The organism is Streptomyces sp. CRN 30 (assembly GCF_034105845.1).
This window is the reverse complement of the sequence record NZ_JAVRHI010000219.1, coordinates 1-19884: the sequence shown is the minus strand read 5'-3', so window position 1 is coordinate 19884 and position 19884 is coordinate 1. Positions and strand designations below refer to the sequence as shown.

Genomic DNA, 19884 nt, shown 5'->3' with positions numbered 1-19884 from the left:
CTGCACGCCCAGTACGCCGCCGCGCTCCCGCTCGCCGAGGCGGCGACCGCGCTCGCCTGGGCCGGGGACGTCCTGCCGGGGCGGGCCGCGGAGGGGCCGCGGCGCCTCGCCGCCGCCGTACGGGCGGGCGGGCACACGGGCCCCCTGCCCGCGCCGGCCCGCCACGCGCCCGGGCTGCGGGCCCTGGACGACGCCCTGCTGCGCGCCGCCGAGGTGTTCGACCGGCCGGACGAGAGCCGTCACCACGGTTTCCAGCACGGGCTGCACCGCCGGGCCCGTACCGCCAAGGACTTCGTCCGCGCCGCCGCCGGTCCGGGCGGACGGGAGTACGGCATGCGGGTCGCCGTGTCCTACGGGGTGAGCGCCGCGGTGGCACAGGCGCTGCACCACACGCACTGGTACTGGATGCCGGTCACGGCCGTCTTCCTCGTCAAGCCCGACCTCGGGCCGCTCGTGTCCCGGGTGCTGAGCCGGGCCGCCGGCACCGTGCTGGGCGCCGCCGTCTTCGCCGGGTGCGCCGCCCTGCTGCCGTGGCCGACGGGGCTGGTCGCGCTCGTCGCCGTCAGCGGCGCGCTGATCCCGGTCGCGCTGCGGCACTTCGCCGCCATGACCGCGGTGGCCACCGTGATCGTGCTCGCCCTGGTGGACCTCGGCGGATCGCCGGAGGCCACCGTGAGCCGTATCGGCGAGACGCTGCTGGCCTGCGCGATCGTCCTGATCGTCGGCCACCTGCCGGTGCCCGGGCAGCACGGCGGGGGCGTCCGGGCCCGGCTGGAGCGGGCGACGGACGCGGCCGACGCCTACCTCCGCCATGTGCTGGGCGGGTCGGACGACCGCGCCCGCCGGTGGGTGCTGCGCCGTGAGGCCTACCGCACGCTCGCCGAGGCCCGTGCGGCGATCGACCTGGCCGCCGCCGAGCTGCCCACCGTGGCCCGGCGCGCGAAGGGCGCGGACGAGGTCGCCGCGACCCTCGAACGCCTGGTCGACACCACCACCGCGTGCGCCGTCCACCTCGACGACGAGGGGCGACTCGTACCGGCGTACACCCGGGGGATCGACTCCCTCCTGAACGAGCTCCGGGAACGGCGCCGGCGGATCGGCCTGGGCGGCGGCGGTGAGGGGGCGTCGGAGGACCGGAAGAAGTCCTCGAGTCTGCGCCGGGCCGGGTGAGCGGCCCGGCGCGGGGACGGGGTGGGGGCCGGATGCGGTGAGAATCGTTTCTGCTCCCCGGTTCACGTGCCCGCCTTCCCGGGGACACGGCCCCGCCGTACCGTGACCGCATGACGCCCCCCGCGACGACGCGGCAGACACGGACGCAGGCGCGGACACACATGCAGCCGCAGCCGCAGGCGCCGTCGGAGTCGCCCGCCGATCTCGTCATCACCGGGTGCACGGCCCTCGTGCACGACGAGGAGGAGCGGGTCGGGTTCGTCGAGGACGCCGTGATCGTCGTACGGGGCGGGTGCATCGACCGCGTCGGCCCGGCCGGGGAGGTCCGCGTACCGCTCGCGGCCACCCAGCACATCGACGCCCGCGGACAGGTCGCCGTGCCCGGCCTGATCAACTGCCATTCGCACGCGGCGATGGTGGCCCTGCGGGGCGTCGCCGAGGACCTGCCGGCCCGCGAGTGGTTCGACGACGTCGTCTGGCCGATCGAGTCCAACCTCACGCCGAAGGACGTGGAGCTGGGCACGCGGCTCGCCTGCGCGGAGATGATCCGCGGCGGGGTGACCTGCTTCGCCGACCACTACTTCGCGATGGACCAGGTCGCCGCCGTCACCGAGGAGAGCGGTCTGCGCGCGCACCTGGGGGAGGCGTTCTTCTCCTCGCAGGGACCGGCGGGCCGGGCGGCGTCGCTGGAGTTCGCCCTGCGGTACCGGGGCGCGGCCGGGGGGCGCATCACCACCGCGCTCACCCCGCACGCCCCCTACACCGTCGACGACGCCGACCTCGCCGCGACCGCCGGCCTGGCGCGCGAGCACGGCCTGCCCGTCCACCTGCACGCCGCGGAGAGCCGTGAGCAGACCGACAACAGCCTCGCCCGGCACGGCGTGACACCCGTCGAGGTGCTGGAGCGGACCGGGCTCCTCGACCTCCCGGCGGGGGTCCTGATCGCCCACGGCACCGGCATCGTCGAGCGCGACCTGCCCGTGCTGGAGCGCGCCGGCGGACCCGTCGCGGTGGCCACCGCGCCCCGCGGCTACCTCAAGTTCGCCTGGTCCACCACGCCGGTACGGGCCCTGCGCGGCATCGGCGTCCCCGTCGGGCTCGCCACGGACGGCGCCGCCTCCAACAACTCCCTCGACATGTGGCAGGCGACGGCGCTCACCTCGCTGGTGCAGAAGGCGGCCGAGGGCGACCCGCGCTGGCTGACCTCGCGGCAGGCGCTGCACCACGCGACGCTGCAGAGCGCGCGCACCGTCGGGCTGGGGGACCGCGTCGGCAGCCTCGCCGCCGGCCGGCGCGCCGACATCGTCCTGGTGGACCTGGGCGGACCGCACACCCAGCCCGTCCACGACCTCGCGGCCACCCTGGTGCACAGTGTCCGTCCCGGTGACGTCAGCACGACGATCGTCGACGGCCGCGTCCTCATGCGGGACCGTGAACTCCTCACCATCGACGTGCCGGAGACCGTGCGGGAGCTGAACGGGCGGCTGCCCGCACTGGTCGACCGCAGCCACGGGAGGCGCATCCAGGACTACGACAGGCCGCCGCAGTGAGACACCCGGCGGAACCAGCGGTGAGACGCCCCGCGGGGAAGCGGCGGAGAAAGTCGCGCGCCCACCGATGAGTTCCGCCCCCGGGCCCGGTCCACCCCGCAGGAGACCGTGTTCCAGGAGGACCGATGACACTTCCGCGGATCGTCTCGCGCGACGAGTGGCGCGCCGCGCGCGAGGAACTGCTGACGAGGGAGAAGGCCGCCACGCGCGCGCGGGACGAGGTGAACGCCGAGCGGCGGCGGCTGCCGATGGTCGGGGTCGACAAGGAGTACGTCTTCGAGGGCGGCGACGGCAAGGCGACCCTGCTCGACCTCTTCCGCGGGCGGTTCCAGCTCGTCGTGTACCACTTCATGTTCGCGCCGGAGTGGGAGGCGGGCTGCCGCAGCTGCTCGGCGTTCCTCGACCAGATCGGCCACCTCGCCCACCTGCGCGCGCGGGGGACCGAGTTCGCCGTGGTCTCGCGGGCGCCGTACACCCGGATCCTGCCGTTCAAGGCCCGGATGGGGTGGACGGTGCCCTGGTACTCGTCGTACGCCAACGACTTCAACCAGGACTTCCAGGTGTCGTTCGGAACGGACGGGTGCGAAGCGGTCGAACGGCCGGGGCTGAGCTGCTTCCTGCGCGACCGCGACCGCGTCTTCCACACGTACTCGACGTACGGGCGCGGACTGGACGGGCTCGGCTCCACGACCAGCATCCTCGACCTCACCGCCCTGGGGCGGCAGGAGGAGTGGGAGGAGCCCAAGGGGCGCGCGTCCGAGCTGGGTGCGCCGGCCGGCAGCCCCCGTGTCCGCTACCACGACGAGTACGAGGATTGAGACCGTGCACTGACTCCGCGTGATGCATGATGCTGACCAGGTGTCAGCCAGGTCTCAGTCCCGTCACTCAGCGAGCCCTTCACCCTGTCCTGGGCGTTTAACTCTATGAGTACACCGCGACAGGGCGTACACCCCTGACAGGGAGGTGGAGGGTGAACGGGAGAACGGTGCTGGAGCGCTTTCCCGCCGGCGGGCCGCGCGGGTCCTGGCCGGCGGAGGAGTTCGCGCAGGCGCGCCGCCTGGAGGGCCAGGCCGCGGAGGTCGTCATGGACCTCGCCACGGACACGTTCCTGGTGATCGTCCGCGGGGCGGACGCCATCGAGTGAGCGCGGTGGCGCGCACACCGCCGAATGATCACCGGGTGGCGTCGGCCGGCCTCCTGACCGGTACCTCCGCCGTGAACTGCCGCGCCTGCAACGCGTACAGCTCCGCGTAGACGCCACCCGCGGCGAGCAGTTCGTCCGGCGTGCCGGACTCCACCAGCCGCCCCTGGTCCAGGACGTGCACCAGATCCGCGTGGCGGACCGACGCCAGCCGGTGCGTGATGAGGACGACCGTCTGGCCGGTGCCCGCCAGGGCGCGGATCTTCTCGAACACCTCCAGCTCCGCCCGGGCGTCGAGCGCGGCCGTCGGCTCGTCCACGATCAGGATCTGTCCCCGCCGGTAGGCGGCCCGCGCGATGCCCAGCCGCTGCCACTGGCCGCCCGACAGCTCGTGTCCCCCGCTGAACCCGCGCGCCAGCAGGGTGTCCAGGCCGCGCGGCAGATCGGCCAGCACCTCCTCGGCGCCGGCCTCGGCGACGGAGGAGGCGAGCCGCTCCTCGGTCAGCGGCGCCGCGGGACGGCCGACCGCCACGTTCACCCGGGCGGTGAACGGCCACCGCTTGAAGTCCTGGGCGACCATCGCGATCCGCTCGGCGAGCTCGTGCCGGTCCGCCCGCGCCGCGTCCACGCCGTCCCACAGGATCCGGCCGCTGTCCGGCTCGTACAGCCCGGCGAGCAGTTTGACCAGCGTCGTCTTGCCCGAGCCGTTCTCCCCGACGAGCGCGACGATCCGGCCGAGGGGCACGCTCAGGGTGACGTCGGAGAGGGCGGGGCGGCCCGCCTTGCCGGGGTAGGAGAAGGTGACGCCCTCCAGCCTGATCTCGGCGGGCCGCTCGGGCAGCGGGTCGCCGCCGGCCGGGATCGCCCGTTGGTCCGCCTCCGCGTACAGGCGCTGCATGTCGCCGACGAAGAGGGCCTCCTCGTGCAGCGAGTTGACCTCCAGGACGAGCGTGTTGAGGCTCGCCGACCCGGTACGGATCGCGATCACCGCCGTGGCCGCCACGGAGAGCGCCATGGCGCCCGTGAGCAGCAGGCCGCCCAGCGTCGCGTACGTGGCCACCGTGGCCAGGCCCGTCCAGAAGGCCGCGATCAGCCCGGTACGCGCGGCGAGGCGGGCCAGCCGCGCCTGCTCGGCCTCCGCCGACTCCGACATCGCGCGGTAGTGGCGCAGCAGGAACGGGCCGACCCCGTGCACGCGGATCTCCGGCGCGGACTCCGGCTCGGTGAGCAGCCTGGCGATCAGCTGTCCCGCGCGCGAGTGCTGCACCCAGGCGTGGAAGGACGTGTAGCGGCGCCGGGCGATCGTCAGCGCGCTCCAGGCACTGGGCAGCGTCATGGTGATGAGCAGCGGGAGCAGCGCCGGGTGCAGCACCGTCAGGACACCGGCCGCCGCGACGAGCGAGATCAGCGCGTTCACCACGCGCGCGGAGTACGCGATCATGCGGCGGGCGGACTGGGCGCCCCACTTCGCGGTGTCCAGCAGCTTGTGGAAGGCGTGGTCCTCGATCGCGGACAGCTCCACGGCCGCGGCGCACTCCAGGTACTGCTCGGTCGCCACGCGCTCCACCCGCGGCTCCAGCCGGCCGGTGGCGTAGGTGGAGGCGGCCCGCAGCAGGGCGGCGACCATCATGACGACGGCGACCGCGACGAGCACGGGTGCCGCGTCCCGCAGGCGGTCCTCGACGGGGCCGTCGGCCAGCAGCCGGGCCAGTACGGAGTTGACCGCCAGCAGGCTCACCGCCTGGGCCAGGCCCTGGCCGATCTCGGCGGCCAGCACGGTGCGGGCGGCCCGCCGGTCGGCCTGCCAGGCGAGCCGGAAGCCGACCGCCAGCAGGGACGGCAGCCGCCGCACCATCGCCCGGAAGTTCAGCTCCAGGAACGCGTCCTGGTGCTGCGACCAGCCCATGTCGTAGCGCAGCGGACCGCCGAAGAGCAGTACCTCGGACTCGGAGGGTCCCGGTGCGCGGTCCCGTCGCGCGCGCTTTCCAGGTGGCGTGCCGGTGCCGTGTCCGTCCGCATCGTGCGCCGTGCCCACCATCGGCCTCCCTGGTCAGGTGCCCTGGTCATGGGGTGGCCACTATGGCGGGGCGGACACCGGGCGACCAGGGCGCACGACCGTCTCGCGTCGGCCGGCCGGGGGTGCGCCGGGCGCGAGCCGCCGTACGTCCGTGCGAAGCGGCGGGGGGCCGTGGGAAGCAGTGGTGGGGGAGCGGTGGGAGCGAGGTGGGAGCGGTGGTCCGCCGGCCGGGCGGTGGCCCGTGCCATGGCGGCGACCGTGGGTCCGCGGACGACCGATGACCGACCGGTCACGCGGTGAGGACCGGCGGTCGGCCGGTCACGCGGTGAGCGGCTCCGACCAGGTGGGTGTCGTCCCCGTCACCCGGCACAGCGCCAGGTAGAGCGGGATCGGCGGGGTGTAGGGGATCGTCCCGGCCGGCCGGTGGACGAGGTCCGGGGCGGTCGGCGCGTCCGGCAGCAGCGCACCCGTGCTGTAACCGGCTGCCGCGGGCCACCGCAGGGCGTAGTCGGAGTCGGCCGGCACGAGCCACCACCAGTGGGTGCCGTCGGCGTACACGCATCCCACGCGGGGCAGCCGCGCCATGAGTTCCGGTCCCAGGTCCGCGGGGATCGCGACCGCGTCGCAGCCCATGGGGGCGGTCATGCCCGCGGGCAGCGTCAGGCGCCGGGCGGGCTCGGGGGCCCGCTGTCCGCGGCGCAGGCGGATCAGGGTGTCCAGGCACACCACCGCGGCCGTACGGGTCACCGGGTACGTCCCGGCCGAGGTCCTCACTTCCACTCCGCCCCCGTTCCGCGGGGCGCGCGCGTGCCGTTGCCCCGGTCCTCCGCCGGCGGCTTCCGCGCGCTCCAGCCGAGGTCGGAGCGGGCCGCGGTGTGCGGGGCGGTGCCGTCCGCGGGCTGCGGCGCGGCGCCGGAAGGGCGTGCGGGCTCCACGGGCCGGATCGTCTCCGCCGGTCGGCGGGACGATCGTGCGGAACGGGACGACTGCGCCGGGATGAGGGCGGTCGCGGGACGGGTGCCCTCCGCGGGGTGCGGTGTCCGGGTGGAGCGGGGGAGGTCGACCCAGACGAGCAGCCCGGCGCCCGCCTCGTGGGCGCCCCACGCCCGGCACACGGCCTCGACGAGCAGCAGTCCCCTCCCGTGCTCCTCCTCGGGCCGCCGCGGTGAGGGCCGCGGGGTGCCCGGGGCGCACCCCTCGTCCCGTACGGCGATCCGCATCCGCTCCTCGGTGTCGTGCAGTTCGCAGACGACCCGCTCGCCGGCGGCGTGCACGATCGCGTTGGTGACCAGCTCCGAGACGACCAGGGCGGCGGTGTCGCAGGTGTCCTCGCACAGCGCCCAGCCCGTCAGCCGGGCCCGCGTCAGCCGCCGGGCCCGGGCGACCGACGCCGGATGCGCGACCAGCTCGAAGCGGAACCGGCGCTCACCGGCCGCTTCGGGGCGCACGCCGGATCTCCTGCCGTGCGAGGGGCGCGCTTCGGCTTCCGTCCCGGACGCGGACCGGTCCGGGACGGCTTCTGTTCCTAAAGGCGCGGGCGGAATCACGCTTGCCACTATCGCCCCGCCAGGAACACTTGGCAAGTGTCACTCTGAAATTTGCAGAGTGCTGTGCGACTCTCTGAACAGCCGTGGCACACTGCTCCCAACAGCACGTTTCGCGGCGCCAGTTGGGCCTCCGTACAGGTGTTCCGCGGGTGATCACGCGAACACGCACGGGTATGCCGAACGCTCCCGACGGGCGCCGCAGGGCTGTCGGGAGCAGTCACACGGGCGGTGCCGGAAGCGGACAACAGCCACACGACTGCCGGGAGCGGCGACGACCGTGCCGGCGGGCCGGGAGGAGGAACGGGATGAGCGAACCGCGGTCCGCGCCGACGGTCGGCCAGGTCGTGCTCGGCCGGCGCCTGCTGGACCTGCGGGAGCGGGCGGGCCTCAAGCGTGAGGACGCCGCCCGCGTGCTGCGCGTGGCGCCCGCCACCGTGCGCCGCATGGAGACGGCCGAGGTCGCCCTCAAGATCCCGTACCTCCAGCTGCTGCTGAAGGCCTACGGCGTTCCCGACGACGAGACCGAGTCCTTCGTCCAGCTGGCCGAGGAGGCCAACCGGCCCGGCTGGTGGCAGCGCTACCACGACATCCTGCCGAACTGGTTCTCGATGTACGTGAGCCTGGAGGGCGCGGCGAGCCTCATCCGCTCGTACGAGCCCCACTTCGTGCCCGGACTGCTCCAGACCGAGGAGTACGCCCGGGGTGTCATGAAGGCCGGCGCCCTCGGCCAGACCCGGCCCGACGACATCGACCGCTACGTCGCCCTGCGCATGCAGCGCCAGGAACTGGTCACCCGGCAGGACGCGCCCCGGCTGTGGATCGTGATGGACGAGACCGCGCTGCGCCGCCCCGTCGGCGGCCCTGAGGTCATGCGCGCCCAGCTCGACCGGCTGCTGGAGGCGACCGAGCTGTCCCATGTGACGCTGCAGGTGGCGGCCTTCGACCGGGGGCCGCATCCCGGCACGTACGGGCCGTTCGTGCTGTTCCGATTCGCCGTGCCGGAACTTCCCGACATGGTCTACAGCGAGTACCTGACCGGCGCCGTCTACCTGGACGCGCGCTCCGAGGTGGCGACCCACCTCGAGGTCATGGACCGCATGGCGGCACAGGCCGCCACAGCACAACGCACGAAGGAGATCCTCCGGGATCTCCGCAAGGAGCACCGATGAACCGCATCGAGCATCAGTCGTACTCTCCCGTCTACAACGGTATGCCCGCCCGTGAACTGGGCAGTGAGGGCTGGCACAAGCCCTGGAGCGGCGGCAACGGCGGCAACTGCCTGGAGGCGATGAAGCTCGCCGACGGCAGGGTCGCCGTACGCCAGTCCACCGACCCGGACGGTCCCGCGCTGATCTACACGCCCGACGAGATGAACGCGTTCATCCAGGGCGCGAAGGCGGGGGTGGCCGACTTCCTGCTGTCGTAGGGCCCGCCGCCGTCAGGCCTGTCGTAAGAAATGCCGTTGCCGTACAGCCCTTTTTCAGTCGGCCGGAGCGCCGATGTTTCAGTCAACTTTGTTGAATCAGCACTGGAATTGAGCACATGACTGGTCGAATCTGACCGTCAGCCAGCACGTGCCCGTCAGCCGGCGCCCGGCCGACGGGCACCGTGCGACCGCCGAGCACCTCACGCACCCCACAGATCTACGGAGTTCCCCATGACCGGGCAGGGCCCCTTGAACCTGGACACGAGCAGACCGCATCCGGCGCGGACGTACGACTGGTTCCTCGGCGGCAAGGACAACTATCCGGTCGACGAGGAACTGGGCCGCAAGATGATCGCCCTGGAGCCGCGGTCGCCGGTGCTGGCCCGGGTCAACCGCGCCTTCATGCACCGCGCCACGCTCTGGCTGGCCGAGCAGGGGGTGCGGCAGTTCCTGGACATCGGCACGGGCATCCCGACCGAGCCCAACCTGCACCAGGTCGCCCAGCGGGTCGCGCCCGACGCCCGGGTGGTCTACTGCGACAACGACCCGATCGTGCTGGCCCACGCGGCGGCCCTGCTGCGCGGTACGCCCGAGGGCGTCACCGAGTACGTGCAGGCGGACGTGCGGGACCCGGCCACCATCGTCGCGCAGGCCAAGGAGGTGCTGGACTTCCGGCAGCCGGTGGCCCTGTCGCTCATCGCGCTGCTGCACTTCGTCCCCGACGAGGACGGCGCCTACGAACTGGTGGAGCAGCTGATGTCCGAGCTGCCCTCCGGCAGCCACCTGGTGGTCTCCCACGCGTCGGGGGACTTCACCCCGGAGAAGTCCAGGGCGGCGACCGAGACGTACAAGGCCGGCGGCATCACCCTCGCCCTGCGCTCCCGCGACGAGGTCTCCCGTTTCTTCGACGGCCTCGAACTCGTCGAGCCCGGCGTGTCGCAGGTGACCGACTGGCACCCCGAACTGGGCGAGCCGGTGCCCGGTCAGGACGACGACGTGATCCCCGGGTACGCGGCGGTGGGCCGCAAGGCCTGACGCGTCCCCCGGTAGGGGGCGCCAGGTACCGCCGAGGGGCGGGCGGAGACCACCGCCCGCCCCTCGGCGCCTGTGGGCGGACCCCGGCCGGTGTCAGGTCAGGGCCAGCACGTACGAGAGCGTCGCGGCGGCCGAGGCGACGGTGCGGACGTGGTTCCACCTCGTCCACTCGCCGACGTACGCCGGCCAGTACGCGGCGGCCTCCGGCGTGCCCGCCTCCAGCGCGGCCAGCTTCTCGTTGCGCGGCACGTTCGCGGCCGCCGTGACCCCGAAGGAACCGGCCAGGTACAGCGCGCTCCCCACCAGCAGCTCCACCGCGCCCCCGGCCGGCCACAGCAGGAGCGTGACCAGTGCCAGCGCGGCGCAGAGCACGGCCGTGCCGAGGAAGACGGCCATGAAGGCGGGGGTCACCGCGGCGACGTTGACCGCCTGCATCGCGGCCACGCCCCGCGCGGGCTCCAGCGCGGCCAGCCCTTTCAGCACGAACGTGGAGAACCCGCAGAACACCCCCGCGACCAGTCCGGTCCCGAGGATCCCCAGCACCGTCAGCACGAAGTACGGCCCCTCGATCATGTCCACTCCCCGCGTCTCGTTCCTCCCGGCGAGTGAACACCCGTCCGCACGTGACGACCATGGCCGGGAGGCGCGCACGCATACGTGAGCGTCCAGCGGCACACGCGGCGCCCCTCACCCCGCCGTCCGCCACGCCCGCAGCACCTCCTCCACCGTCCCCGCGATCCGCCGGCGCGCCTCGTGCCGGGGCACCCCGCTCATCAGCAGTCGGTCGTACGGCGTGTCCAGGTGCCGTACGGAGGCGACGACCGCCGAGGTCAGCGCGGTCCCGGACAGCGCCCGCCCGGCGGCGCTCCGGCCCACCCGGCCGCTGCCGCGCAGGGAGGCGTGCACGGCGATCGCCCGTGCCCGTCCGGTGGGGCAGCCGGGGAACAGCCGCCGTATCCCGTCCGCGAACGCGTCCGTGAACCGCACGTCCTCGGCCGCCCGCCGCTCGGCGTCCCGCAGCCGGCGCCGGCGCCGGGCCTCCGCGTCGGCCAGGCACCGCTGCTCGGCCCGGGCGAGCGCCGCCTCCTCGACGAGGATGCCCCGCCGTTCGTACCGGCTACGGCGCCGGTCGAACCGTACGACCACGGCGGACAGCGCACTCTCCTCGCGTGACCGGCGCGTGAGGGCGGTGTCCCCGCGCGGCAGGAAGACCAGGTGCCCGAGATCGGCGCAGTCCAGGCACCTCGGCGCGCCGTCCTCCCGCACCAGCAGCGACAGCGGCCCGCTCCGGCACTCGGCGCAGTACTTGCGCCCGAGCGCCTGGATCACGACGGGACCGGTACCGGACGGGGGAGTCGAGGAGGCCGCGGTCATGGGGGGTTCCTTCCCGGCCCGCTCCGGTGCGCAAGCCGGCGGCGGCATCATGGGAGGGGTGCGACTCGAAGCGATCACCTGGGAACGGCTCGGCGACCTCCTCGCCGACCGGCTGCTCGACCTGGAGCCGGACGACGGCGGCAGCCGGCCGCGCGTCGCCTTCGACGGGGCCCCGGCCGCCCGCCCCGGCGACCTCGCCCGGCGCGTGGCCGAGGCGCTGCGGCTGCGCGGGCGGCCCTCCCTCGTCGTCGGCACCGAGGGCTTCCTGCGGCCCGCCTCCCTCCGGTTCGAGTACGGGCACGAGGACGTGGAGGCGTACTACGACGGCTGGTTCGACGTCCCCGCCCTGTGGCGCGAGGTGTTCGGCCCGCTCGAACCCGGCGGGACCGGCCGCGTCCTGCCCGACCTGTGGGATCCCGCCACCGACCGCGCCACCCGCAGCCCGTACAGCGAACTGCCGCCCGGCGGGCTGTTGCTGCTGCACGGGCCGCTCCTGCTGAAGAACTGGTTCCCCTTCGACCTGACCGTGCACGTCCGCCTCTCCCCGGGCGCCCTGCGCCGCCGCACCCCCGAGGGCGAGCACTGGACGCTCCCCGCCCACGAGCGCTACGAGGCGGAGGCCGACCCGGCCGCCACGGCGGACGTCCTGGTGCGCGCCGACGACCCCCGGCACCCGGCCTGGAACGGCTGAACGCGGCGCCCGTCCAGGGGTGCGCCGCTCCCGGCATGCGACGAGAATGCGGGGAGCCGGGACACGCGGAGCGTCCCGCGCCGCGCCGGCCGTCCGGTACCGGGAGGTACGCCATGACCACCGCCGGAGACATCATGCACCGGGGCGCGCAGTGGATCCCCGCCCACGAGACCCTGGACCGCGCCGCCCAGCTCATGCGCGAGCTGAACGTGGGCGCCCTGCCCATCAGTGACGCCGACGAACGGCTCTGCGGCATCCTCACCGACCGGGACATCGTGGTCGGGTGCGTGGCCCTCGGGCACGACCCGTCCCGGGTCACCGCCGGGGAGATGGCCAAGGGCACACCGCGCTGGATCGACGCGGAGGCCGATGTCGGCCAGGTGCTCGAGGAGATGACGGAGCACCAGATCCGCCGGCTCCCCGTGATCGCGGACAAGCGTCTCGTCGGCATGATCAGTGAGGCGGACCTGGCCCGGCACCTGCCGGAGCACCAGATCGCGTCCTGGGCCGGGCGCGTCTACGCGCAGGGTCCCGCCCGGTGACCGACTGACTGTGGGAGCGTCGCTGAATAGGGGAAAGTAGGTCAAATGGGATGATCACGTCATGATGCAGACACGTGGACATCTCCTGGACCACCGGCAGTCCCAGGCAGCGGCGGAGGCCGGGGCGCGCCTCGACGCCTTCGCGCCCCTCTTCGACCCCACGACGTTCCGGCACATCGAGGGCTTCGGCCTCGGCTACGGCTGGCGCTGCTGGGAGGTCGGCGCGGGCGGCACCTCCGTCATCTCCTGGCTGGCCAAGAAGGTCGGACCGACGGGCAGGGTGCTCGCGACCGGGGCCGACACCTCCTGGATGCTCCCCGTCGCGCGCCCGCCGGTCGAGGCGCTCGTCCACGACGTGGGCGCGGACGACCCACCGGGGGAGGGCTTCGACCTCGTCCACGCCCGGCTCGCCCTCCTCCACGTGGCGGACCGGCAACGGGCGGTGCGCTCGATGATCAGGGCCCTGCGGCCCGGCGGGCGACTGCTGGTGGAGGACGCCGACCCGGCCCTCCAGCCGCTGGCCTGCCCCGACGAGCACGGCCCCGAGCAGCAGCTGGCGAACCGGCTGCGCCAGGCCTTCCGCACCCTGCTCACCCGGCGCGGCATCGACCTCGCGTACGGCCGCAGCCTCCCGCGTCTGCTGCGCGAGGGCGGCCTGCGCGGGGTGCGGGCCGAGGCGTACTTCCCGGTCGCCTCGCCCGCCTGCGCGGCCCTGGAGTCGGCGACGATCCGTCAGGTCCGCGCGGAGCTCGTCACCTCGCGCCTCGCCACGGACGAGGAGATCGACCGGCACCTCGCGCACGTGGCCTCCGGCGGCCTGGACCTGGCCACGGCGCCGATGATCTCCGCCTGGGGGAGGCGGGCGTGAGGCGGGCGGGGCGGGGGAGGGGGCCCGCCGTGTCGTCCGGCATGGGCCCAGGCCGGCGCGTGCCTCCGCCCCCTCATGGAACTCGGCCGCGGTGACCGGGTCCCGCACCCAGAGCACCACATCCCCCTCCGCACGTGTGCCTGTCCTTCGGGCGGGACGGCTTCGAGGCGCCGCGGGCACGGCTGGAGGAGCGGTCCGTCCCGTCTCCGACCTCCCCTTACGACGCGTTCGGCGCCCGCGGCACGGCCCGGCACCACGCGGAGCGAACCGTCGGCCCGCGGGCGGTGCCGTAATCGTGCGGGCCGTCAGAACAGGGGCTCCGGAAGCACCCCTTCCAGGGCCAGCAGCTTCCGCTTGGTGTCCAGGCCGCCCCCGAACCCGCCGATCCCGCCGTCGCTCTCGACGACCCGGTGGCACGGCACCACGACCGGGAGCGGGTTGGACGCCATGGCGATGCCCACCGCCTGGGCCGCGCCCGGCTGCCCCGCCCGGCCGGCCAGCTCGCCGTAGCCCACGACCGTGCCGTACGGGACGCCGGACGCCAGCTCGCGCAGCACACGGCGGTTGAAGCCGGAGCTCAGCGACCAGTCCAGCGGCAGCTCGAAGTCACGGCGCCCGCCCGTGAAGTACGCCGCGACCTGGCGTATCGCCTCGGCCGGCAGCGGAGCGTCCGGGTCGTGGACCGGCTCGGCGCCGAGCCGGGAGGCGAGCCGCTCCAGCGCCCTGTCACGGACCGCGTCGGTGGCGTGGAACACCACGCTCACCAGGCCGTCGCCCGTCGCGGCCAGCAGCAGCGGACCGATGTCCGTGCCGGCGACGGCCCACACGAGCCGTCGCTCCTCCTGCCCATGACTGTTCATGCGGTCCACCGTACGGCGGGCCACTGACAGTGCCGGGCGGCCCGGACGCCCGGCCACGGCGGTGGGCGCCGGGTCAGGAGCCGCCCGTCGCCTCGCGCACGACGTCGGGGGCGTTGGTGATGATGCCGTCCACGCCGTAGCCGGCGACGCGGCGGGCGTCGGCCGCGGTGTCCACGGTCCAGGTGAGAATCTTCAGCGGCTTCCCGTGCGGCCCGACGTTCGCCTGGATCGCGGCGACGTACTCCGCGGAGATCGTCGTGTACCGCGCGTTGATCTGGTCGGCGAACCGCGCGTACTCGGGCAGCTCGGCGACGGCGGGGGTGCCCAGGAAGCCGGTGCGCACGCCCGGGCGCAGCTCGTGCACCGTACGCACGCTGTCCGCGCTGAAGCTCTGCACGACCAGCCGGGACCGCTGGTGCCCCGGGCTGAGCCACCCCTCGTTGGACAGCACCTTCAGGGTCTGCTGCTCGATGCCCGGGTAGAGCTCGGGGCTCTTGATCTCCAGGACGAGTTTCTGGTGGTTGTGTGACACGCGGTCGACGTACTGCTCCAGGGTCGGCACGCGCGCGCCCTCGTACCGGGAGCCGAACCAGCTGCCCGCGTCCAGGCGCGCGATCTCCGCGGCGGTGAAGTCCCGCACGTTCCACGGCGACCGGCCGGGATAGAGCTCCTCCACGTTCGTGGTGCGCGCCAGCGTCGTGTCGTGGATGACGACGAGTTCACCGTCCTTGGTGCGCTGGACGTCGTTCTCGACCCAGCGGAAACCCAGGTCGGCGGCCTTGTCCACGGCCGCCAGGGTGTTCTCGGGCGCGTAGGCGGAGGCCCCGCGGTGCGCCACCACGACCGGGCGGTCGGTCGCGGGGGCCGCGTGGGCGGCGGGGGCGGGAAACAGGAGGGCGGCGGTCATCCCCACGAACGCGGAGGCTCCGGCGGCAACGGAACGCACAGGCATGCGTACTCCTCGCATAGGTGATCACGAACGGCTCAACGGTGGCAGCGGAGCGTCAACGGAAAGGGGGTTCAGGATGGCCATGAATTGAATGGTGTGGTCCCGGCGTGCTCACGGCCACCGCACAAGTGGGGCAGCTCCGTGTTTCTTTGCCGGAATATCGTTCGACCATTCCAGTAAGGGTCATACTCTCTGCTTCAGCCATGACCGTTGCCGCGGTCGGGAGCGGGAACATGCACCGGAAGTCACGGAAACGTCAGGGCGGGAAGGGCAGCCGCGGATGCAGGGCACGGTCGACGGCTTCAGTTACGGACTCGTCACACCAGCGGTGGCCTATCTCATGGCCTGCCTCGGGGGTGCGCTCGGGCTGCGCTGCACGATGAGATCGCTGCTCGTGACGCGCTCCCGGCGGGGGCGGGCCGGCTGGCTCGCCCTCGGCTCCGCGGCGATCGGTTCGGGCATCTGGACCATGCACTTCGTCGCCATGACGGGCTTCCAGGTGCGGGAGACCCCGGTCCACTACGACCCGCTGATCACCTTCGCCAGTCTCGCCCTCGCCATCGTCATGACAGGCGTCGGCATCTTCGTCGTCGGCCACCGGGGCGCGACCGGGGCGGCCCTGTTCACCGGGGGCACCATCACCGGGCTGGGCGTGGCCTCGATGCACTACCTGGGCATGGCCGGCATGCGGCTCAACGGGGAGCTGCGGTACAACACGCTCACCGTCGGCGCCTCGGTCGTCATCGCCGTCGTGGCCGCCATCGCCGCCCTGTGGGCGGCCGGACAGGTCCGCGGCTTCCTGTGGAGCGTCGGCGCGAGCCTCGTCATGGGGCTCGCCGTCACCGGCATGCACTACACGGGCATGGCCGCCCTCAGCGTCCACGTCCACGACACGGGTGGCACCCCGGACGGCGAGTCGGCCGGGGCCCTGCTCGCGCCTATGATGATCGGCCCGCTCCTCCTGATCTGTCTCGCCGGCGCCGTCGTGCTGTTCGACCCGCGCATGGTCACGGGCGGGCGCGACGTCGACCCCGAGGCGCACCGTCCCGGCATCCCCGCCCACGCCACCGCCTCCCACCTGGGCGGACGCGAGGTCACCCGGCTCCGTCGGCACCACGGCCACCCCAGGCACCCCGGCTCCCGCACCCCGCAGAACCGGTGAACCGGGCCCGTTGTCAGTGGGGGGTCGTACGGTTGATGCCATGCGGCCAGTAACCCAGATCGAACGCACGGGGGCGCCCTTCGAGGTCGTCAGCCCCTACCAGCCGAGCGGCGACCAGCCCACGGCCATCGCCGAGCTCGCCCGGCGCGTCGAGGCAGGCGAGAAGGACGTCGTCCTGCTGGGCGCGACCGGCACCGGCAAGTCCGCCACCACCGCGTGGATGATCGAGAAGCTCCAGCGCCCCACCCTGGTGATGGCGCCGAACAAGACACTGGCCGCCCAGCTGGCGAACGAGTTCCGCGAGCTCCTGCCGAACAACGCCGTCGAGTACTTCGTCTCGTACTACGACTACTACCAGCCCGAGGCGTACGTCCCCCAGTCGGACACGTACATCGAGAAGGACTCCTCGGTCAACGAGGAGGTCGAGCGGCTGCGCCACTCCGCGACGAACTCGCTGCTCACCCGCCGGGACGTCGTCGTGGTCGCCTCCGTCTCCTGCATCTACGGCCTCGGCACCCCGCAGGAGTACGTGGACCGCATGGTCCCGCTCCGGGTCGGCGACGAGATCGACCGCGACGACCTGCTGCGCCGCTTCGTCGACATCCAGTACGCGCGCAACGACATGGCGTTCACCCGCGGCACCTTCCGCGTCCGCGGCGACACCATCGAGATCTTCCCGGTGTACGAGGAGCTCGCCGTCCGCATCGAGATGTTCGGCGACGAGATCGAGGCCCTCTCCACCCTGCACCCGCTCACCGGCGAGGTCATCAGCGACGACCAGCAGCTCTACGTGTTCCCGGCCTCCCACTACGTCGCGGGACCGGAGCGGCTGCAGCGCGCCGTCACCGACATCGAGAAGGAGCTCGTCGAGCGCCTCGCCGAGCTGGAGAAGCAGGGCAAGCTGCTGGAGGCCCAGCGGCTGCGCATGCGCACCACGTACGACATCGAGATGCTCCACCAGATCGGCACCTGCTCCGGCGTGGAGAACTACTCGATGCACTTCGACGGGCGCGAGCCCGGATCCGCGCCGAACACGCTGCTCGACTACTTCCCCGAGGACTTCCTCCTCGTCATCGACGAGTCACACGTCACCGTGCCCCAGATCGGCGCGATGTACGAGGGCGACGCCTCCCGCAAGCGCACCCTCGTCGACCACGGCTTCCGGCTGCCCTCCGCGCTGGACAACCGCCCGCTGAAGTGGGAGGAGTTCACCGAGCGCGTCGGCCAGACCGTCTACCTGTCGGCTACCCCCGGCCAGTACGAGCTCTCGCGCGGGGACGGCCACGTGGAGCAGATCATCCGCCCCACCGGCCTGGTCGACCCCGAGGTCGTGGTCAAGCCCACCGAGGGCCAGATCGACGACCTGGTGCACGAGATCCGCAAGCGCACCGAGAAGGACGAGCGCGTCCTCGTCACCACGCTCACCAAGAAGATGGCCGAGGACCTCACCGACTACTTCGTCGAGCTCGGCATCCAGGTCCGTTACCTGCACAGCGACGTCGACACCCTGCGCCGCGTCGAGCTGCTGCGCGAACTGCGCTCCGGGGAGTACGACGTCCTGGTCGGCATCAACCTCCTCAGGGAGGGCCTCGACCTGCCCGAGGTCTCCCTGGTGGCGATTCTCGACGCCGACAAGGAGGGCTTCCTGCGCTCCGGGACCTCCCTCATCCAGACCATCGGCCGCGCGGCGCGCAACGTCTCCGGCCAGGTCCACATGTACGCCGACCGGATCACCCCGTCGATGGAGCGGGCCATCGACGAGACGAACCGCCGCCGGGAGAAGCAGGTCGCCTACAACACGGCGCACGGCATCGACCCGCAGCCGCTCCGCAAGAAGATCAACGACATCGTGGCGCAGATCGCCCGCGAGGACGTCGACACGGAGCAGCTGCTCGGCACCGGCTACCGCAGCACGAAGGACGGCAAGGGCGCCAAGGCCCCCGTGCCCTCCCTGGGGAAGGCGGACAAGGGCACCAAGGCCGCCAAGGGCAAGGGCGGGGCGGCTCGGACGGTGCCGACCGACCGCCCGGCCGCCGCACTCGCCGAGCAGATCGAGCAGATGACCGACCGCATGCGCGCGGCGGCCGCCGAGCTCCAGTTCGAGATCGCCGCCCGACTGCGCGACGAGGTGTCGGAGATGAAGAAGGAGCTGCGCCAGATGAGGGAGGCGGGCCTGGCCTGACGGTCTCCCCGTCCCGCCCGCCCCGCCGGCCCGCGCCCCGTCCCCGTCGGTCCCCGGCGGGGCGGGCGCGCTGTGTTGCAGGACCGACACAAAGTGCGATCCGCGGTACGGCGCTGTCGGTGCCGAACCGTAGTGTTCAGGTCAACCGCGGGTCGCGCGGCAACAGGGGAGCAGCACGAGAGGGGAACGGCGTGACGGTCAACATGACCAAGGGGCAGGCCATCAGCCTGCAGAAGGACGACGGGGGCACGCTGACCGCGGTGCGCATGGGGCTGGGCTGGCAGGCCGCCCCCCGGCGCGGACTGTTCGGCACCCGCACCCGTGAGGTCGACCTCGACGCCTCCGCCGTGCTGTTCGCGGACAAGCAGCCCGTCGACGTCGTCTTCTTCCGCCACCTCGTCAGCGACGACGGCTCCGTGCGCCACACCGGCGACAACCTCGTCGGCGGTGTCGGCCAGGGCGGTGACGACGAGGCCGTCCTCGTCGACCTGCAGCGCGTCCCGGTCCACATCGACCAGATCGTCTTCACCGTGAACTCCTTCACCGGCCAGACCTTCCAGGAGGTGCGACACGCGTTCTGCCGCATGGTCGACGAGACCAACGGCCAGGAGCTCGCCCGCTACACGCTCGCGGGCGGCGGCGCGTACACCGCCCAGATCATGGCCAAGGTGCACCGCTCGGGCAGCGGCTGGCAGATGACCGCCCTCGGTGTCCCGGCCAACGGCCGCACCTTCCAGGACCTGATGCCGACGATCCTGCCGGTCCTGTAACGCCGACGGTTCGGGAGGGGGACGAAGGCGATGACGGCCGAGCTGGTGCGGGGGCAGAACCACCCGCTCCCCGAGGTCCGGCTCGAGGTGCGGGTCTCGGCCGGCGAGCCGGTCATGGCGGGCGCCACGCTGGGCGACGAGCACGGCACGGTGCACGGTGTGGAGTGGGTGCTCCATCCCGGTGCGCGCACCCTGCCGGGTATCGAGGTGTCCGGGCAGGTGGCGGCCGACCACCGCCTCGCCGTGGACCTGGACGCCCTGCCCGAGGCCGTGCACCGGGTGAGCGTGCTGCTGGCGCTGCCGTCCGGCACCGGGGGACCGGTACGGTTCGGCGCCGCGGCCGCCCCGCGCCTCGCCGTCACCGGCCTCGACGGCACCCCGGTCGCCGGCTACACCCTCACCGGCCTGGACGCCGAGTCGGCCGTCGTCGCCCTGGAGCTCTACCGCAGACAGGACGCCTGGAAGGTGCGCGCGGTCGGCCAGGGCTACGCGGGCGGCCTCGCCGACCTCCTCGCCGACCAGGGGCTGCCCGAGGCGCCGCGGCTCGCGGCCACCATCGACGAGGCGGTGGCGCGGGGCCTGGCCCGCTCGGTGGCGGCG

21 protein-coding genes are annotated in these 19884 nt (G+C 73.3%); 14 read left to right on the top strand and 7 right to left on the bottom strand.

Annotated features, from left to right (window positions below; translation table 11 throughout):
* The 4 genes from UW392_RS23635 to UW392_RS23620 form a co-directional block, all read left to right on the top strand.
* Positions 1–1170 (top strand): FUSC family protein (locus tag UW392_RS23635; protein WP_320777097.1); only part of this gene is annotated, 1170 nt, incomplete at its 5' end.
* A gap of 161 nt (positions 1171–1331) precedes the next feature.
* A complete protein-coding gene (locus tag UW392_RS23630) occupies positions 1332–2720 on the top strand; it encodes an amidohydrolase (protein ID WP_320777100.1) in 1389 nt (462 codons plus the stop codon).
* 125 nt (positions 2721–2845) lie between these two features.
* Positions 2846–3538 carry a DUF899 domain-containing protein gene (locus UW392_RS23625; protein WP_320777096.1) on the top strand — a complete coding sequence of 231 codons (693 nt, stop codon included), beginning with the start codon at positions 2846–2848 and terminating at the stop codon, positions 3536–3538.
* A 152-nt stretch (positions 3539–3690) separates the two neighbouring features.
* Positions 3691–3864: a hypothetical protein gene (locus UW392_RS23620; RefSeq protein WP_320777095.1), complete on the top strand. Its 174-nt coding sequence runs from the start codon at positions 3691–3693 to the stop codon at positions 3862–3864.
* A 28-nt stretch (positions 3865–3892) separates the two neighbouring features.
* On the opposite strand, the gene UW392_RS23615 is transcribed toward UW392_RS23620, so the two are convergent.
* From UW392_RS23615 to UW392_RS23605, 3 genes are all read right to left on the bottom strand, one after another.
* On the bottom strand, positions 3893–5767 hold the full coding sequence (locus UW392_RS23615; RefSeq protein ID WP_320777099.1) for an ABC transporter ATP-binding protein: 1875 nt from the start codon (positions 5765–5767) through the stop codon (positions 3893–3895).
* 429 nt (positions 5768–6196) lie between these two features.
* Entirely contained in the window at positions 6197–6652 is a 456-nt protein-coding gene (locus tag UW392_RS23610) for a hypothetical protein (RefSeq protein ID WP_320777094.1), read from the bottom strand.
* On the bottom strand, positions 6649–7326 hold the full coding sequence (locus tag UW392_RS23605) for an ATP-binding protein (RefSeq protein WP_414496654.1): 678 nt from the start codon (positions 7324–7326) through the stop codon (positions 6649–6651). The genes UW392_RS23610 and UW392_RS23605 overlap by 4 nt, the downstream gene beginning before the upstream one ends.
* A 404-nt stretch (positions 7327–7730) precedes the next feature.
* Between UW392_RS23605 and UW392_RS23600 the strand changes: the two genes are divergently transcribed.
* The 3 genes from UW392_RS23600 to UW392_RS23590 all read left to right on the top strand — a co-directional run bounded on the left by UW392_RS23600 (position 7731) and on the right by UW392_RS23590 (position 9886).
* On the top strand, positions 7731–8594 hold the full coding sequence (locus tag UW392_RS23600) for a helix-turn-helix transcriptional regulator (RefSeq protein ID WP_320777092.1): 864 nt from the start codon (positions 7731–7733) through the stop codon (positions 8592–8594).
* Entirely contained in the window at positions 8591–8851 is a 261-nt protein-coding gene (locus UW392_RS23595) for a DUF397 domain-containing protein (protein WP_320777091.1), read from the top strand. Before UW392_RS23600 ends, UW392_RS23595 begins: the two co-directional genes overlap by 4 nt.
* A 231-nt stretch (positions 8852–9082) precedes the next feature.
* Positions 9083–9886: an SAM-dependent methyltransferase gene (locus UW392_RS23590; RefSeq protein WP_320777090.1), complete on the top strand. Its 804-nt coding sequence runs from the start codon at positions 9083–9085 to the stop codon at positions 9884–9886.
* 93 nt (positions 9887–9979) lie between these two features.
* On the opposite strand, the gene UW392_RS23585 is transcribed toward UW392_RS23590, so the two are convergent.
* Positions 9980–10459 (bottom strand): DUF1772 domain-containing protein, encoded by a 480-nt coding sequence (locus UW392_RS23585; protein ID WP_320777089.1) that lies wholly within the window; start codon positions 10457–10459, stop codon positions 9980–9982.
* Positions 10460–10573: 114 nt separating this feature from the next.
* On the bottom strand, positions 10574–11260 hold the full coding sequence (locus UW392_RS23580; RefSeq protein WP_320777088.1) for a DUF2293 domain-containing protein: 687 nt from the start codon (positions 11258–11260) through the stop codon (positions 10574–10576).
* Positions 11261–11309: 49 nt separating this feature from the next.
* On the opposite strand from UW392_RS23580, the gene UW392_RS23575 reads away from it, so the two are divergent.
* From UW392_RS23575 to UW392_RS23565, 3 genes are all read left to right on the top strand, one after another.
* Positions 11310–11951, top strand: coding sequence for a uridine kinase (locus UW392_RS23575; RefSeq protein WP_320777098.1), 642 nt, complete (start codon positions 11310–11312; stop codon positions 11949–11951).
* 113 nt (positions 11952–12064) lie between these two features.
* The gene (locus UW392_RS23570; protein ID WP_320777087.1) at positions 12065–12493 is read left to right on the top strand and encodes a CBS domain-containing protein; all 429 of its coding nucleotides are present in this window, start codon (positions 12065–12067) and stop codon (positions 12491–12493) included.
* 61 nt (positions 12494–12554) lie between these two features.
* Positions 12555–13361 carry a class I SAM-dependent methyltransferase gene (locus UW392_RS23565; RefSeq protein WP_320777086.1) on the top strand — a complete coding sequence of 269 codons (807 nt, stop codon included), beginning with the start codon at positions 12555–12557 and terminating at the stop codon, positions 13359–13361.
* A 305-nt stretch (positions 13362–13666) separates the two neighbouring features.
* Here UW392_RS23565 and UW392_RS23560 read toward each other — a convergent pair whose 3' ends face one another.
* Positions 13667–14221 carry a methylated-DNA--[protein]-cysteine S-methyltransferase gene (locus UW392_RS23560; RefSeq protein WP_320777085.1) on the bottom strand — a complete coding sequence of 185 codons (555 nt, stop codon included), beginning with the start codon at positions 14219–14221 and terminating at the stop codon, positions 13667–13669.
* Positions 14222–14294: 73 nt separating this feature from the next.
* Positions 14295–15173 carry a glycerophosphodiester phosphodiesterase gene (locus UW392_RS23555; protein WP_320777084.1) on the bottom strand — a complete coding sequence of 293 codons (879 nt, stop codon included), beginning with the start codon at positions 15171–15173 and terminating at the stop codon, positions 14295–14297.
* Positions 15174–15450: 277 nt separating this feature from the next.
* Here UW392_RS23555 and UW392_RS23550 point away from each other — a divergent pair, with 277 nt between their 5' ends.
* From UW392_RS23550 to UW392_RS23535, 4 genes are all read left to right on the top strand, one after another.
* Positions 15451–16332 (top strand): MHYT domain-containing protein, encoded by an 882-nt coding sequence (locus UW392_RS23550; RefSeq protein WP_320777083.1) that lies wholly within the window; start codon positions 15451–15453, stop codon positions 16330–16332.
* Positions 16333–16372: 40 nt separating this feature from the next.
* The gene (gene uvrB / locus UW392_RS23545) at positions 16373–18514 is read left to right on the top strand and encodes an excinuclease ABC subunit UvrB (protein WP_320777082.1); all 2142 of its coding nucleotides are present in this window, start codon (positions 16373–16375) and stop codon (positions 18512–18514) included.
* 191 nt (positions 18515–18705) lie between these two features.
* On the top strand, positions 18706–19284 hold the full coding sequence (locus UW392_RS23540) for a TerD family protein (RefSeq protein ID WP_320777081.1): 579 nt from the start codon (positions 18706–18708) through the stop codon (positions 19282–19284).
* A 30-nt stretch (positions 19285–19314) separates the two neighbouring features.
* On the top strand, positions 19315–19884 hold a 570-nt coding region (locus tag UW392_RS23535), incomplete at its 3' end, for a TerD family protein (protein ID WP_320777080.1).